We start from the raw sequence: 14,159 nt of genomic DNA, 5'->3' as shown, positions 1-14,159 counted from the left end.
TCATGGCGATGCGGGTGTTGTGGGTTCAGTGCGCAATGCCCAGCGCCAGTTGAGCGAGTTCCCGGGGGGCGATGGTGGCCAGATAGACGTTCACTCCGGCGTGCGTATGCAGGGTCGAGATGTCTCGCCAAATCCGCTCGAGCCGTTCACCCGCACGTACGGCGCTGGTCCCGGCCGTGGGAAACAGGATGTCGGAAACCGCGCTCCACGCCAGCCGTACGATTTCACGACTGATGATCGACATGCGCAGCTCCACCTCGCGGCTGACGTCCCCCAGCTCGGCCGTCTCCTGCCATTGCCTCAGCATGTCGGTCATCGCCGCCCGGGCCGTCGCGACGCGTCCGACCGCTTCGCCGTAGCGGAGCTGATAATCGGGATCCTCGGCACGCCGCCCGAACGGCGGATACGGGATCGTGCGTTCCCGTGCCAGCTCGCCGTAGACATCCAGAGCCGCGGTGGCCATGCCCACGGCCAGCGCGCCGACCTGGAAGTTCAGCGGGGCCAGCACGCTGCCGCCGTACAGGGTGGTGCCGTGTAACCGAAGCCCCGGCGTTCCCCCCACGACGGAGGCCAATCCCATATGCGTACCAGGCAGGGCGTAGTGCGCCGGGATATGTGCCTTCTCGATTTTGACGCTGTAGGAGCCGCTGCCTTTCAGGCCGAGCTGCGAACCCCAGTCGTCCAGCCGCCGCCACTGGTCCCTCGGCACGATGAACATCATCTGCTCGGGCGGTTCCCCCTCCGCTCCCGCGATGAAGGTCTGGCCGACGAAATGAGTGGCGTAGGGCGAGCCGGAGGCATAGCGGAACTCGCCGTCCACGATCCAACCGCCGTCTTCGGCGGGCTCGGCGAACCCGGCTGGGGCGACAACACCGGGGCAGATGAAGTCGCCGCCCGCGAACACCTCGTTCTGTGCCTGTTCGCCGAGAAGAGTCGCGGCCAGATGGGCGTGGGACGCCCCGAAGGTGTACATCCACGCCGTCGATGCGCACCCTCGAGCAAGCCGGGCGACCACCTGCATGTGGGTGTCGATACCGAACTCGTAGCCGCCGTATCGCCGTGGCACCATGAGCCGGTAGAAGCCGGCGTTGAGCAGCACTTCATGCGTGTCCAGCGCGTAGTACCCGCGCTCTTCCGTCTCCTGCTGCCGGTCGATGAGGGTCTCGGCGATCCGCTCGGCGCGGTCGAGGACCTCGTGTTCGGTCAGGCCCGGTTCCGGCGGAACCGGGTAGTCGTCTGCCGAGGTGTCCACGGCGGCTGTCATGTACTGACCATCCTTTCAGCGGACATGATCACCTGTCAGCGCAGCGTCGCTTCGACGAAGTTCACCGACGTCGAGCTCGGTATCACCTGGTCAAGGGTGAACCCGGCCGCGTCCAGCAGTTCCCGAAACTGATCGGCGTTGCGCTCGCGCCCGCTCACCAGCGCCAGCATCGTCAGGTCCATCCCCCGCACCGGATGCGGGATGTCTCCCGGCGGAAGGACCGCTTCGACCAGGACGAGCCGGGCACCGGAATCGGCTGCCTTCGCGATGTTCCGCAGAATCCGCAGGCAGGACCGGTCATCCCAGTCATGCAGGATGTAGGAGAGGAGATAGATGTCGGCCGCCGGAACGGACTCGAAGAAGTCGCCGGCGACGCAGCGGACCCGCTCGGCGAGACCGTGCTCGGCCAGGTTCGCCCTGGCCGCCCCCACGACCTCGGCGCGGTCGAACAGGATGCCGCCGCGGTCAGGGTGACCGGCGAGCAGGTGGACGAGACTCGCACCGTCGGCGCCACCGAGGTCGGCGACGACGGCGCCGTCCGGCAGCCGGTATCCGTCGAACATCCCCGCCCGCACCGCGGTGTTCATGTTCAAGCACATGCGGTTCTGCACCTCCACCCGTTCGGGGTCGGCGGAGATCCAGTCGAAGAACGGCCGACCGTAGTGGCGCTCGAATGCGGGTTCCCCGGTCAGCGCCGTGTGCAGGAGGTCGCTGAACGCGGTGTAATGCGACTCCATCCAGTAGATCGCGGCGTACCGAAGCGACTCCGGCCGGCCGTCGGCCAGCGTCAGTCCCAGCTCGGTGACCTCGACCTGGCCGTCCTCGGTACGGAAGACACCGATGGTGGCGAGGAAGCGGATGATCCGCTCGAGCGCGTCCGGGTCGGCTTTCGTCTCGGCGGCGAGCCGGGCGATCGGCACAGGGCCGTTGCTCAGGATGGTGGCGAGGTCGAGCTTCGCCGCGACGTACAGGGCCTGCGAGGCCTCGAATCCGAGCAGCATCGGAAGCATCTGAAGCTGTGGAGGGACGGCCACCTGATCGGTGTCGCTCATGACATGTTTCCTTTCACTCGTCTGCGGAGACCGGGACGCCGTCGCCGAGCAGGGCGCGGCCTGCTGCGCCGACGTCGGCGAATGAGGCGAGGTCGGGCACCCGCCAGCCATTCAGGTCGTACTCGGCAAGGCAGCGGTCGACGAACGCGCGGTAGCCGTCGAGCCGGCCGTCGGCGAGTTGACCACGGAGTAGTTCGATCCTGGTGTTCTCGTGATTTCCGGAATAGTTTCGTTCGTAGAGTTCGTGCCTGCCGCCGAACTCGGTACCGACCGTGTCCCAGAGCAGCTTCATCACCTTCACCCGCTCGACCGCGTCGATCCCGTTCGATCCGCGAAGGTATTTGTCGAGATACGGCCGGACGTCTTCGTTGTGGAAGTCCTGCGCGCTGGAGTTCACGTAGATCAGCCCACTCGCGACATCCTGCAGCACGATCTCCCTGATCCTGGCGTAGCCGATCTGGGAGAACCAGCGGTAGGCCATGGCGTAGTCCGGGTTGGGCAGGACGGCGCCGTTGCGCCACGGCACCGGGTTGCGCGCTGCCGCGTCGGACAGCCCCCAGAACAGGTTGCGCCAGGCGAGCACTTCGCCCAGCCGCGCCTGGATCCCGCGGAACTCGGCCACGCCGGTGATGTCCAGCGCCTTGGCCAGCAGCCCGGCGATGAACTCCAGCTTCACCGCGAGCCGCGTGCAACCGTGGAACATGGCGCGCTCGTTGAATCCGGAAAGCCCGGTGAACATGCCGACTTTGGCGACGTCTCCGTAGATGAACACGTTCTCCCACGGGATCAGCACCTTGTCCATCACCAAGATGCTGTCGTTCTCGTCCAGCCGCGAGGACAGCGGGTAGTCGAACGGACTACCGGTCAGCGCCGCCGAGGCGGCGTAGGACTGGCGGCAGATCAGTTTCAGGCCGGGCGCACTCATCGGCACGGTGGCCACGATGGCGAATCTGCGATCCTTGATCGGCAGCCCGGTATGGGCGATGAAGTTGTAATGCGTGAGGGCGGAATTCGTCGCGACGACCTTCGCCCCGCTCACCACGAGGCCGCTGTCGGTCTCCCGTTCGACGTGCACGAACACGTCGGCGACCTCGTCCGGGGGCCGATGCCGGTCCACCGGCGGATGCACGAAGGCGTGATTCCAGTACAGGACCTTCTCCTGTGACTCCCGGTACCAGCGCAGCGCGTTGTCGGCGAACGGATTGTAGAAGTCGGCGTTCGCGCCGAGGGTGCCGAGGAACGACGCCTTGTAGTCCGGGCTGCGGCCCATCCAGCCATAGTTCAGCCTCGACCACGCGGCGATGGCCTGCTGGTCGGCGACCAGGTCGGCCGCGCTGCGCGGCGTGGTGAAAAAGCGGTGTGTGTAGCCGTCGGAGCCCTCGGCGTCGGTTTTGGCGGTCAGGACGTGCTGGTGCTCCGGGTCGTGCAACGCGTCGTAGAGCCGGGCCGTCATCCGTGCCGGATTGCGGAACGCGGAATGTTCGGTGACGTCCTTGATTCTTTCGCCGTAGAGGTAGATCTCGCGGCCGTCGCGGAGACTCTCGAGATATTCGGCGCCGGTCAGCGGCCGGGTCTGTCCGGTCATCGCGTTCTCCCTGTCTCAGACCGCGGTGGTCCGCTTGGCGTCGACGAACGCGGCCAGTTCGGCCACGGTCGGTGCGTCGAACAGTGTGTTGACCAATATGTCGACCCCGGTCTTGGTCCTTATCTGGTTGAGCAGCCGCATGGCCTGCAGCGACTGGCCGCCGAGCTCGAAGAAGCTGTCGTCGATCCCCACCTCGGGCACCCCGAGCACGGAGCTGAAAATCTCACAGAGGACCAGGTGCAGAGCGCTCTCCGGAGCGCGGGAGGCGCGGATCTGGTCGAAGTCCGGTGCCGGCATCGCCGCCCGGTCCAGCTTGCCGTTGGCGGTCAGCGGCAGCGAGTCCAGGCTGACGAATGCGGCGGGCACCATGTAGTCCGGCAACAGGGTTCTGGTGTGGGCGCGCAACGCGGCGAGATCGAGCCCGCCGGATTCCGGCACGACATAACCGACCAGTTGTTTCTCTCCGCCCTCGAGTTCGCGTGCCAGCACGACGGCCTGGGCCACCCCCGGGTAGCCGGCCAACGCCGCCTCCACCTCGGCCGGTTCGACGAGGAAGCCGAGGATCTTCAACTGGCTGTCCACGCGCCCGAGAAACTCGAGCACGCCGCCGGCGGTCCGGCGGGCCAGGTCGCCGGTGCGGTACATGCGCGATCCCGGCGCACCGAACGGGTCGGCCACGAACCGCTCGGCGGTCTGGCCGGGCTGGCCGAGATAGCCGCGGGCGACGCCCGCGTCCGCGAGGTAGATCTCGCCGGCCACTTCAGCGGGCACCGGCGTGAGGCGGCCGTCCAGAACGCGCACCGTGACACCGGTCAGCGGGTCGCCGATCGGCACCACCGTGCCGATCTGCGCTCCCCTGGTCAGCGGGAGATGGGCAGAGAGCACCGTCCCTTCGGTCGCACCGTACGCGGCGCGCACCACGATGCCGTCGCAGACCTCGAGTACTCGGCTGACCGCGGTGGGCGCGATCACGTCGCCACCGGTGAGCACCTCGCGCAGCCCGCGCAACGCCTCCGGCGCTTCCTCCGCGATCACCCGGAACAGGCCCGCGGTCAGATGCAGACCGGTGATCCGGTGCGCCGCGATCAACCGGCGCAGCGTCGCGGGCTCGAGCCGTCCGGGTGGCGCGACGACCACCTGTCCGCCGTGCAGCAACGGCAGCCAGACCTCGAAGACGAAGATGTCGAAGGCGTGCGGTCCCAGCAGCAACGAACGGGCGTACCGCTCGGGCGACCACTGTGGATCGCACAGCAGCCGCACCACCTCCTGCTGGGTCACCGCGACCCCCTTCGGCAGGCCGGTGGACCCTGAGGTGTAGATCACGTAGGCCAGTTGGCCTGGATGGATCGACACCCCAGGGTCGAGGGCCGGTTCGCGCACGAGCGCCGGATCGTCCACCGTGACGACCGGAACACCGGCCGGCAGGTCCGTCGCGCGCGTCGTTTCGTCGGTCAGCAGCACCGCGGCGCCCGCCCGGTCGATCACCCACTGCCGCCGGTCGGCCGGATACGACTCGTGGATCGGCAGGTAGACCGCGCCGGCCTTGAGAATCGCCAGAAAGGCCACCACCAGGCCGATCGACCGTTCCATCAGGACCGCCACCCGGTCCTCACGACCGACGCCGAGTCCGATGAGGTGCTGCGCGAGTCGGTTGGCCCGCTGGTCCAATTCCCGATAGCTCAGCTCCGCTCCGGTCGCGGCCTCGGTCACCGCCGTCGCTTCCGGGGTCCGCGCGAGTTGTTCGGCGAACCGGGCGGGGATCGAAAGACCCACCATTCCACTCTCCTCATCAAGGCCTGGTTGATCGAGACCGCCCGGACGCGTTTCCGCGCCGGGCGGTGCCGGCGTCGACGGCTCTCAGCCCGCCCGGAGATCGGCCGGGGTCCGCGGCGGGTAGGCCAGGACCGCCGAGTTGTACCGGTCGAGCACCTCCTGCGCTTCCTGGGTCGCCGCTCGGAACCGGGCCACCGGGTCCGCCCCGTTGAGCAGCACGTCCTTGAGCGCCTCGGTGATGGCGATGTTGATGCCGTTGAGGTTGCCGACCATCGGGCCTGACGACGCCACGGTCCGCTCCGCCGAGGTGATCTGCGCGATCGCCTGCCCGTAGCCGGGGTACGGGTCGATCCAGTCGTCCGCCGTCGCCTTCTGGTAGGCGGCCAGGGTGATCGGGTACGAGGTCATCGGATTCGTGGGCTCGTGCATGCGCGCCACCGCGTGTGACGCGTTGAGCTGGTGCTGCAGGAAGGCGAGGGCGCCGTCCTCCTTCGCCTTCGGCAGGCCCCTGGCGAGGAAGAGCGCCTGGCCGGCGACGGTGCCGCCGGGGGAACAGTCCTCGATGGGGCGCGGCAGCTGGCCCGCCGTGAGCTCGAAGCCCGACGAGGTGGCGATGTCGCTCATCATCCGGCCGATGGCCGAGGACGAGACCACGAACGCGATCTCCTGGCGCTCGAAGGCCTGCATCGCGGTGAAGTAGTGGAGCTCCTCGGTGGGGAGGTAGTGACCGTCTTCGAGCATCCGCTTCCACCACTGCACGTAGTTGAGCATCTGGGGGGAGTCGAGCAGGACGCGGGTGGCCCGGCCGGACCGGCCGTTGCCGTTGTTGACCAGCAGCGCGCGCTGTCCGGCCAGCTCCTGGTGGAACACCCAGCCGTAGTTCGGCCAGCTGACCCCGTGCCCCGGCCCGTCCGGCAGCTTGGCGATGGCGGCGCAGGCCTCCTCGAGGTCCTGCCAGGTCACCGGCATGCGCTCGATTCCGGCGGCGGTGAGCATCGTCTTGTTCGCGAAGAGCAGGTTCGTGGCCACGAAGCTCGGGAAGGCGACCAGATCGCCGCCGACGGTCCAGTAGTCACGCACGGCGGGCATGAGGTCCTGGATCACCACCCGCTCCCCCAGGATCTCGGACCGGCCGGCGATCGCGCGCTGGACCGGCACGAAGAACGGATCACCGGCGGGGGTACGGGTGTCGAGCGCGGTCTGGGTCGAGGAGTACATGTATTCCGCGATGTCCGGCGGGTTTCCCTGCACGACCGCCTCGGCCACCGTCTCGGCCATCACGTGGGTCTCGACCTTGCGGAAGTGGACCCGGTACTCCGGGTGGACCCGGCTGAACGACTCGGCGGCGTTCACCAGCGGGTCGCCGAACCCGGGAAGCGTGTTGTTGGGGCTCGCGGCGGCCCATACTTCGATGTCTATCGGCATGACGATCCTCTACGACTCGGTGCTGGCATCACATGGGTTTCTAGCGGTCTTTCCATTTCTGGTCCGGGCGGTCGGCTATCATCTGGATCAGATCGACGAATTCAATGCCCAAGCGCTGCACCGTAGCCGCGTCGATCGCGTCGGGTTCATATCCAATGGCACATCGAAATTCGCCGGACGAAAGAACGACAAAGGTCCAGATGAACGCGAACGCGCCGCGAACATAGGAAGCTGACACTTCTTTCTCCGGCACGACCGGTTCGACACTGGCCGCGAACCGGGTTTGCACCTCGGCCTTCGGTGACCGGACGTAGTTGAAACTGGGCAACAACGCCAGCGGATCGAAGGCGCCCTTCACGAGGTCGGGGAACACCTCGAGTAGGGAATCGAAAGGCATCCTGTGCTGCTGGGAATCAGCACTTGCCCGGCGCGCGAGGAGCATGAGGTCGCGGAAACTCGCACAGCCGCCGAAGTCAAGGCGAACGGGCACCAGATCGACGAACAAGCCGACGGTCTGATAGAACCTCTCGTCGTAGCGTCCATTGTTGACGATCGGCAGGGTGATGTCGGTCCGGCCGGAGACCTTCTCCGCGAGAACCATGAACGCCGCCAGGAAGACGTGCCAGACACTGCATCGATGCCGGGCCGCGCTCGCGGCGACCTCGGCGAACCTGCCGGGATCGATCGTGAAGGTCTCCATCTCGGTTCGCGGCGCCCGGGTCTCGGGACCGTGCGGCCGATCGGCGGGCATCGTGTACATCTCGACGCCGGCCAGCTCACGCCCCCAGTACCGACTGCACTCCGCCGCCTTCTCGCTCGCCAGGAACTCCCGTTTCCAGGTGTCGTACATCCGGTACGGGACCGGACTCGGCAGCGTGTGCGGCACGCCGGCCAGTCTCGCCCGGTAGCACGCCGCGATCTCGCGGCGGAGCAGGTCGGAGGACCAGCCGTCGGAGAAGAGATGGTGGGTCACCAGGGTCAGCAGCGCATCCCGGTCGTCGAAGCGATACAAGTCGGCGCGCAGAGAAGGAATGGCGAGAAAGGAGAGCTCCGCTTCGTGCAACGCGACATGAACGTCGAGGGCCATCTCGTCGCGAGGCCGGCCGCGCGGTAGCGGAGTGTCGTAAACGGTGAGCGGAACCGGTTGCGGCGCTAGTACTTCCTCGAATCCGCGAGTGCCGTCCTGCTCGTCGTAGTGAATCCGGGTGCGAAGTGCTTCCTGCCTTTCCACCACCTCGTCGAGCGCATCCTGAAGGGCATCGACGCGCAACTCTCCCTTGATACGAAGAGCGAGTGCGACGACGTGCCGCGGTGAGCGAACCAGGCCCTCCGGGTCCCTGTGCCGAGAATTCAGCGGATACTGATCCACAGTGCAGCTCCCCATCTACCCATCGACGTCGGGCCGGTCCGCGTTTCTCCCCCATCATGCTGACGGCATGAGTTCGGGTCACCTTCTCCGTTGCCCACCATTGCGCCGACTCCACAGTTTTGAAGACGTCTGCCGGCGCGGTCGACTGCGACCATGAGTGCCGACCGCTGCTGTCTCGGCGTCGCCGACACGGCGACAGGGCGCTGAAGCTCGGCCTGAAAGCATGAATCCCTTGTCAGGAGTGACGAATGACCGACAACGACTCCCGGGCAGTGGCAGGCCGGCTGTCCGTGGCGGTGCTCGGCGCCGGCCTCATCGGCATCGACCTGATGACCAAGATCGCCCGCTCGGACCATCTCGACCTGAGGCTCGTCGTGGGCCGAGACGAGGCCACGTCGGGACTGCGGCAGGCGCGCCAGTTCGGTGTGCCGGTCGCGACGGGCGGCGTACAGTCCCTCGTGGACCGCGAACCGTTCGACGTGGTCTTCGACGCCACCAGCGCGTCCTCCCACGCCGAGCATGTGGAGAAGCTCGCACCCTCGGGCACGATGCTCATCGACCTGACGCCCAGTCGGAACGGGCAGATGATCTTCCCGACCGTCAATCGGGCCGACATCTGCGCACACCGAGACCTCAGCATGGTGAGCTGCGGCGGGCAGGCGGCCGTGCCGATCCTGCACGCGATCTCGCAGGCCCATGAGATCGACTACATCGAGGTGGTGACGACTGCCGCCACCCTGAGCATCGGCCGCGGGACGCGCATGAACCTCGACGAGTACGTGGACACCACGCAGGAGGCGGTCCGCTGCTTCAGCGGGGTCACCGACGTCAAGGCGATCCTCAACATCAGCCCCTCGCGGCCGCCCGCGACCTTCCGCGTCGCCATGTCCCTGCTGGGCCGGGATCTCACGATCGACTCGCTGCACTCGATCGTGCTGGCGGCCGCGGCCGAAGTCCGCTCCTTCGCCAGGGGTTTCGAGGTGAAGGCGTGCACCGTGAACGACGGCGAGGGCTTCGTCGCCGTCGAGGTCACCTCGTCCGGGGACCGCGTCCCGCGCTATGCCGGGAATCTCGACATCATCAACTCGGCCGCGCTCCTGGCCGCGGAGAGCTACGCGGCGGACCGGCTCTCGATCGCAGGCGAGGTGTATTCATGACCGAGGTGACGAGCCGCAATGTCGCCGGGGACAAGCCGATCCAGATTCACGATCCGACGCTGCGGGACGGCCACCACGCCGTCCGACACAGCCTCGGCGCAGAGCAGCTGCGCGCATACGCGCTGGCCGCGGACGCCGCGGGTGTTCCGGTGGTCGAGGTCGGCCACGGCAACGGGCTGGGCGCCTCCTCTCTCCAGGTCGGCCGAGCCAGGCTCAGCGACGACGAGATGCTGACGGTCACCCGGGACGCACTGACGAACAGTAAGCTCGGAGTCTTCATGTTGCCCGGCTGGGGCACGATCGAGGACCTGAAGAACGCCATCGCGCACGACGTCGACCTGGTGCGCATCGGCACCCACTGCACCGAGTCCAGCCTGGCCGAACGGCACCTCGGTTTCCTGCGCGAGCAGGGCGTCGAGGCGCACGCGGTGCTCCTGATGAGCCACATGGCCACGCCCGGGAAGCTCGCCGAGCACTGCGCGCGCCTGGTCGAGTTCGGAGCCACCGGGGTGGGCATCATGGATTCCGCAGGCCACTATCTGCCTGCCGATGTCACCGAGCGCATCACGGCCATGTGCGGCGCGGTCGACGTGCCGGTGATATTCCACGGGCACAACAACCTCGGCATGGCTGTGGCGAACTCCATCGCGGCGGCCGACGCCGGAGCGTCCATCCTGGATGCCTGTGCCCGGGGTTTCGGCGCGGGGGCGGGCAACACCCAGCTCGAGGTGCTGGTGCCGGTGCTCGAACGCGTGGGCTACCGCACCGGTATCGACCTGTACGGGCTCCTGGACGCGGCGGACGTCGCCGAACGGGACCTGATGCCCGCGCCGCCCACGGTCGACTCCATCTCCATCGTCAGCGGCCTGGCCGGCGTGTTCTCGGGGTTCAAGACCCCGGTGCTCGACGTCTCCGCCCGCGAGGGCGTCGACCCGCGCGACGTCTTCTTCGAGCTCGGCCGCCGTCAGGCCGTCGCCGGCCAGGAAGACCTCATCGTGGATGTCGCGCTGGCCCTGCGCGGCGCCGGGACCGGGGACCGGTCGTGACGGGTGGCGCGGCCGGTCCCGCGGACCGCGCGGTCGTCTGCGGTCTCGGGTACCGGCTGCCGGAGCGGGTGGTCACCAACGCGCAGCTGTGCGAGCGGCTCGACGCGACGGAGGACTGGATCGTGGGACGGACCGGGATCTCCCGCCGCCGCTGGGTCGAGCCGGGTGAGGCGACGTCCGACCTCGCGGTCGGGGCGGGCCGGGCCGCGCTCGAGTCGGCCGGCGGCGGGCCGGTCGACGCCGTCGTGCTGGCGACCACGACCCCGGACTACCGTTGCCCGGCCACCGCACCCGACGTGGCCGCGCGCCTCGGCCTGAACGGCGTCGCAGCCTTCGACGTCTCCGCCGTGTGCACGGGGTTCGTCTACGGCCTGGCGACCGCGGCGGGCTTCATCGCGGCGGGATTGGCCGAGCGCGTCCTGCTGATCGCCGCTGAGGCGTTCTCCACCCTGCTCGACCCGGACGACCGCACGACCCAGCCGATCTTCGGTGACGGAGCGGGCGCCGTGGTCCTGCGGCGCGGCCGGGCCGACGAGCCGGGAGCCGTCGGACCGCTGGTACTGGGCAGTGACGGCGCTCGCGCCGAGCTGATCACGGTGAAGGCGGGCGGCTCGCGGTTTCCCTTCCGAACGGCGGTACCGGACGACGGGTCGCAGTACTTCCAGATGCGGGGACGCGAGGTGTTCCGGCAGTCGGTCGAGCGGATGAGCGCCGCGGCGACGGAGGCGCTCGACGCGGCGGGCTGGGAGCTGCGCGAGGTCGACCGCATGATCACTCACCAGGCGAACGCGCGCGTCAGCGCCGCGCTGGCCACCCGGCTCGGCCTGCGCCGGGACGCGGCACCGCAGAACATCGCCGAAGTCGGCAACACCGCCGCCGCCTCGATTCCGGTCCTGCTCGCCCAGGCGGCGCTGGACGGGACCCTCAAGGCCGGCCACCGGGTGCTGCTCGCCGCCTTCGGTGGCGGCCTCACCTGGGGCGCCACCACGCTGACCTGGCCCGAACTCGAAGTCCACGACGCATAGGGCATCGAGCCGACGAACACCGGAGGACGCAATGTTCGAGCTACTGAAGTCGGTCATGAGCGAGGTTCTGCAGCTGAACGTCGACGGACTGCGTCCGGACGCGAGCCGCGAGGACGCGGGCATAGACTCCCTCGCCGTCGTCGAGCTGTCCTTGGTGCTCAAGCAGCACCATGGTATGGAGATCACCGACGATGAGCTGTTCGAACTCGCCACGTTGGCGGAGATCGTCACGCTCATGGAGCAACGGAAGCGGACCGCCGCCTGACCGGGCGTTCGCGCATGGTACTTCGTGCAGACGGACCCCGGCACGGCCAAAGTAGAGCCCTGTTATAGCCGAACGCCGGCCACACCCCTCCGACAGCACGCCGCCACCCTCGGCAGACGCCGAGGGTGGCGCTCACGACACCGGAGAACGGGGCTTCCACGTGCTCGAACGACGAACGCCTATCGGCTCGCCTATCGCTTACCGCCTACCGCCTACCGCCTATCGAACGGCCTGTGAATTCCCCATAACCGTTGCCTGACAACCGTTGCCTGGTCACGTCCGCAGGTAGGAGGCGCCGTTCAGGTCGAGGATGGTGCCGCTGGCCCACTCGGCCTGAGCGGAGGCCAGGAAGAACACGCCCGCGGCGATCTCGTCCGGCTCGGCGACCCGGCCGAACGGGCTCTGCGCCCGGATCTCATCACCGCCGGGCGGCGCGAGCCAGTCCGTGGTCATGTCCGTGGCCACGAATCCGGGTGCCACGGCGGAGACCGCGATCCGGTACGGCGCGAGCGCGATCGCCATCGACTGGGTCAGTGCGTTCAGGCCCGCCTTGCTGGCCCCGTAGGCCGGCACGTCCGGCTCGCCGCGGAACGCACCCCGCGACGAGACGTTGACGATCCGCCCGCCGCGCTCCTTCATGTGCCGCACCGCACACCAGGTCACGTTGGCCGCTCCGATGAGGTTGACCCCCAGCGTCGAGCGCCAGTGCTCCTGCCAGGCGGCGTAGTCCACCTCCGTGATCGGGTGCGCGACGAAGATGCCGGCGTTGTTCACCAGGACGTCCAGGCCGCCGAGCTGCTCGGCAGCCGAGTCCACCGCCGCCAGCACGGCCGCACCGTCCAGCAGATCGGCCTCGACGACGATATGCCCGCTGCCGTCGAGGCCGGCCACCAACTCGTCTGCGGCACCACCCCGCACCTTGTCCAGAATCGCCACCCGGTCACCGGCCGCCGCGAACCGTCTGGCCACAGCCCACCCGATACCCCTCGCCGCGCCGGTCACGAGAACCGCGCGACCACCGGCCGGCCCACTCACGTTCTCGACCATGGTCAGACCCCCTTCACTAATCTGCTGACGGCTTCGGCGATTACCTCGTCCGGCAGCGAGAAGCAGGCGCGGACGTACGGACGATCCGGTGCGGCCACGTAGAACACCTCTCCGGGCACCGTCCCGACGAGACTGTTCTCCAGCAGGATCTCGGCCGCTTCCACCCCAGTCGTCACGCCCATCGGCGAGCAATCGACGAACAGGTAGTAAGAACCCTCCGGTTCGTTGGGCGACAGCCCAGCGGCGGCGAAGCCTTCCGCCAGGGTCCGGCGCTTGCGGTCATACATCGCGCGGAGATCGCGGTAATAATCCTCGCCCAGGCTCAGCGCCCGCGCGCCGAGCTCCTGCAGCGGAGCGGGCGCGCAGACCACGAGCGCGTCGGCCGCGATCCTGATCGACCTGATCAGTGGTTCCGGGCCGTGGGCGTAACCGAGCCGCCATCCGGGAATGCTGAACGATTTTCCCAGCGACCCCAAGGTCACCGTTCGCTCCTTGAGGGTTCCGACCGTCGCCGCGGCGAGATGCGGAGCCGGACCGAAGTAGATTTCTTCATACACCTCGTCGGTGATGACGAGCAGATCATGTTCATCCGCCACGGCCGAGACGATCTCGAGCTCCGCCGCGGTGAGCCGGTGTCCGCTCGGATTGTTCGGCGAGCAGATGATCATCGCACGCGTCCGGCCGGTGACGGCGGCCCGCAACGATTCCTCGGTGATCGCGAAGTCCGGCCCGACGAGCCGGACCGGCTCGGGGCTCAGGTTCAGCATCTTGAGCGAGGACAGGTAATAGCTGAAAAAGGGCTCGAACAGGATGACGCCGTCTCCCGCGTTGAGCAGGGCCGTGAGCGTCGCCATGAGAGCTCCCGTCGCGCCGACCGTGGCCAAGACCTGGGTGGCGGGATCGATGCCGAGCCCGGTGCGCCTGTTCACCTTGTCGGAGACGGCTTCGCGAAAGACGGCGAGGCCTTCGGGCTGACTGTAGGAATGACCGATGTCCTTGAAGTCTCGTGCGCCCTCCGCAAGCAGCGAAGCGGGCGGCGGCACCAGGCTGAGCCCCTGCGCGAGGTTGAGGGCACCGAGTTCCTGACAGCGCACCGTCATGGCCCCGAGCGCGGACTGCTGCAGGCCTCGCAACCTGTTGGCAACCTTCAC

General features: G+C 68.0%; 12 protein-coding genes. 4 read left to right on the top strand and 8 right to left on the bottom strand.

Annotation, left to right across the window (positions count from 1 at the left end; all coding sequences use genetic code 11):
* Positions 1-25: 25 nt before the first annotated feature.
* From KDL01_RS01670 to KDL01_RS01645, 6 genes are all read right to left on the bottom strand, one after another.
* Positions 26-1,264 carry an acyl-CoA dehydrogenase family protein gene (locus tag KDL01_RS01670; protein ID WP_212526486.1) on the bottom strand — a complete coding sequence of 413 codons (1,239 nt, stop codon included), beginning with the start codon at positions 1,262-1,264 and terminating at the stop codon, positions 26-28.
* A gap of 35 nt (positions 1,265-1,299) precedes the next feature.
* Positions 1,300-2,316: a methyltransferase gene (locus KDL01_RS01665; protein ID WP_212526485.1), complete on the bottom strand. Its 1,017-nt coding sequence runs from the start codon at positions 2,314-2,316 to the stop codon at positions 1,300-1,302.
* Between the two features lie 13 nt (positions 2,317-2,329).
* Positions 2,330-3,901, bottom strand: coding sequence for a 4-hydroxyphenylacetate 3-hydroxylase family protein (locus tag KDL01_RS01660; protein WP_212526484.1), 1,572 nt, complete (start codon positions 3,899-3,901; stop codon positions 2,330-2,332).
* A 15-nt stretch (positions 3,902-3,916) separates the two neighbouring features.
* A complete protein-coding gene (locus KDL01_RS01655; protein WP_212526483.1) occupies positions 3,917-5,677 on the bottom strand; it encodes a non-ribosomal peptide synthetase in 1,761 nt (586 codons plus the stop codon).
* A gap of 81 nt (positions 5,678-5,758) precedes the next feature.
* Entirely contained in the window at positions 5,759-7,099 is a 1,341-nt protein-coding gene (locus KDL01_RS01650) for an extracellular solute-binding protein (protein WP_212526482.1), read from the bottom strand.
* A gap of 40 nt (positions 7,100-7,139) precedes the next feature.
* Positions 7,140-8,468 (bottom strand): condensation domain-containing protein, encoded by a 1,329-nt coding sequence (locus KDL01_RS01645; protein ID WP_212526481.1) that lies wholly within the window; start codon positions 8,466-8,468, stop codon positions 7,140-7,142.
* Positions 8,469-8,716: 248 nt separating this feature from the next.
* Between KDL01_RS01645 and KDL01_RS01640 the strand changes: the two genes are divergently transcribed.
* Genes KDL01_RS01640 through KDL01_RS01625 form a run of 4 tightly spaced genes read left to right on the top strand, consistent with a single transcriptional unit; the run spans position 8,717 to position 11,961 of the window.
* On the top strand, positions 8,717-9,625 hold the full coding sequence (locus KDL01_RS01640) for an acetylating acetaldehyde dehydrogenase (protein WP_212526480.1): 909 nt from the start codon (positions 8,717-8,719) through the stop codon (positions 9,623-9,625).
* Positions 9,622-10,671, top strand: a complete 1,050-nt coding sequence (dmpG, locus tag KDL01_RS01635; RefSeq protein ID WP_212526479.1) for a 4-hydroxy-2-oxovalerate aldolase — start codon at positions 9,622-9,624, stop codon at positions 10,669-10,671. The genes KDL01_RS01640 and dmpG overlap by 4 nt, the downstream gene beginning before the upstream one ends.
* Positions 10,668-11,696, top strand: coding sequence for a beta-ketoacyl-ACP synthase III (locus tag KDL01_RS01630; RefSeq protein WP_212526478.1), 1,029 nt, complete (start codon positions 10,668-10,670; stop codon positions 11,694-11,696). The genes dmpG and KDL01_RS01630 overlap by 4 nt, the downstream gene beginning before the upstream one ends.
* Positions 11,697-11,727: 31 nt before the next feature.
* Positions 11,728-11,961 (top strand): acyl carrier protein, encoded by a 234-nt coding sequence (locus KDL01_RS01625; protein WP_212526477.1) that lies wholly within the window; start codon positions 11,728-11,730, stop codon positions 11,959-11,961.
* A 273-nt stretch (positions 11,962-12,234) separates the two neighbouring features.
* On the opposite strand, the gene KDL01_RS01620 is transcribed toward KDL01_RS01625, so the two are convergent.
* Positions 12,235-13,008 carry an SDR family NAD(P)-dependent oxidoreductase gene (locus KDL01_RS01620; RefSeq protein ID WP_246575799.1) on the bottom strand — a complete coding sequence of 258 codons (774 nt, stop codon included), beginning with the start codon at positions 13,006-13,008 and terminating at the stop codon, positions 12,235-12,237.
* A 2-nt stretch (positions 13,009-13,010) separates the two neighbouring features.
* Positions 13,011-14,159, bottom strand: coding sequence for a pyridoxal phosphate-dependent aminotransferase (locus KDL01_RS01615; RefSeq protein WP_212526475.1), 1,149 nt, complete (start codon positions 14,157-14,159; stop codon positions 13,011-13,013).

Origin of the sequence: Actinospica durhamensis (assembly GCF_018139695.1) — a bacterium.
In the GTDB taxonomy this organism is placed as follows: Bacteria; Actinomycetota; Actinomycetes; order Streptomycetales; family Catenulisporaceae; genus Actinospica; species Actinospica durhamensis.
The sequence above is the reverse complement of the archived record's forward strand: the minus strand, read 5'-3'. Positions and strand labels throughout refer to the sequence as shown.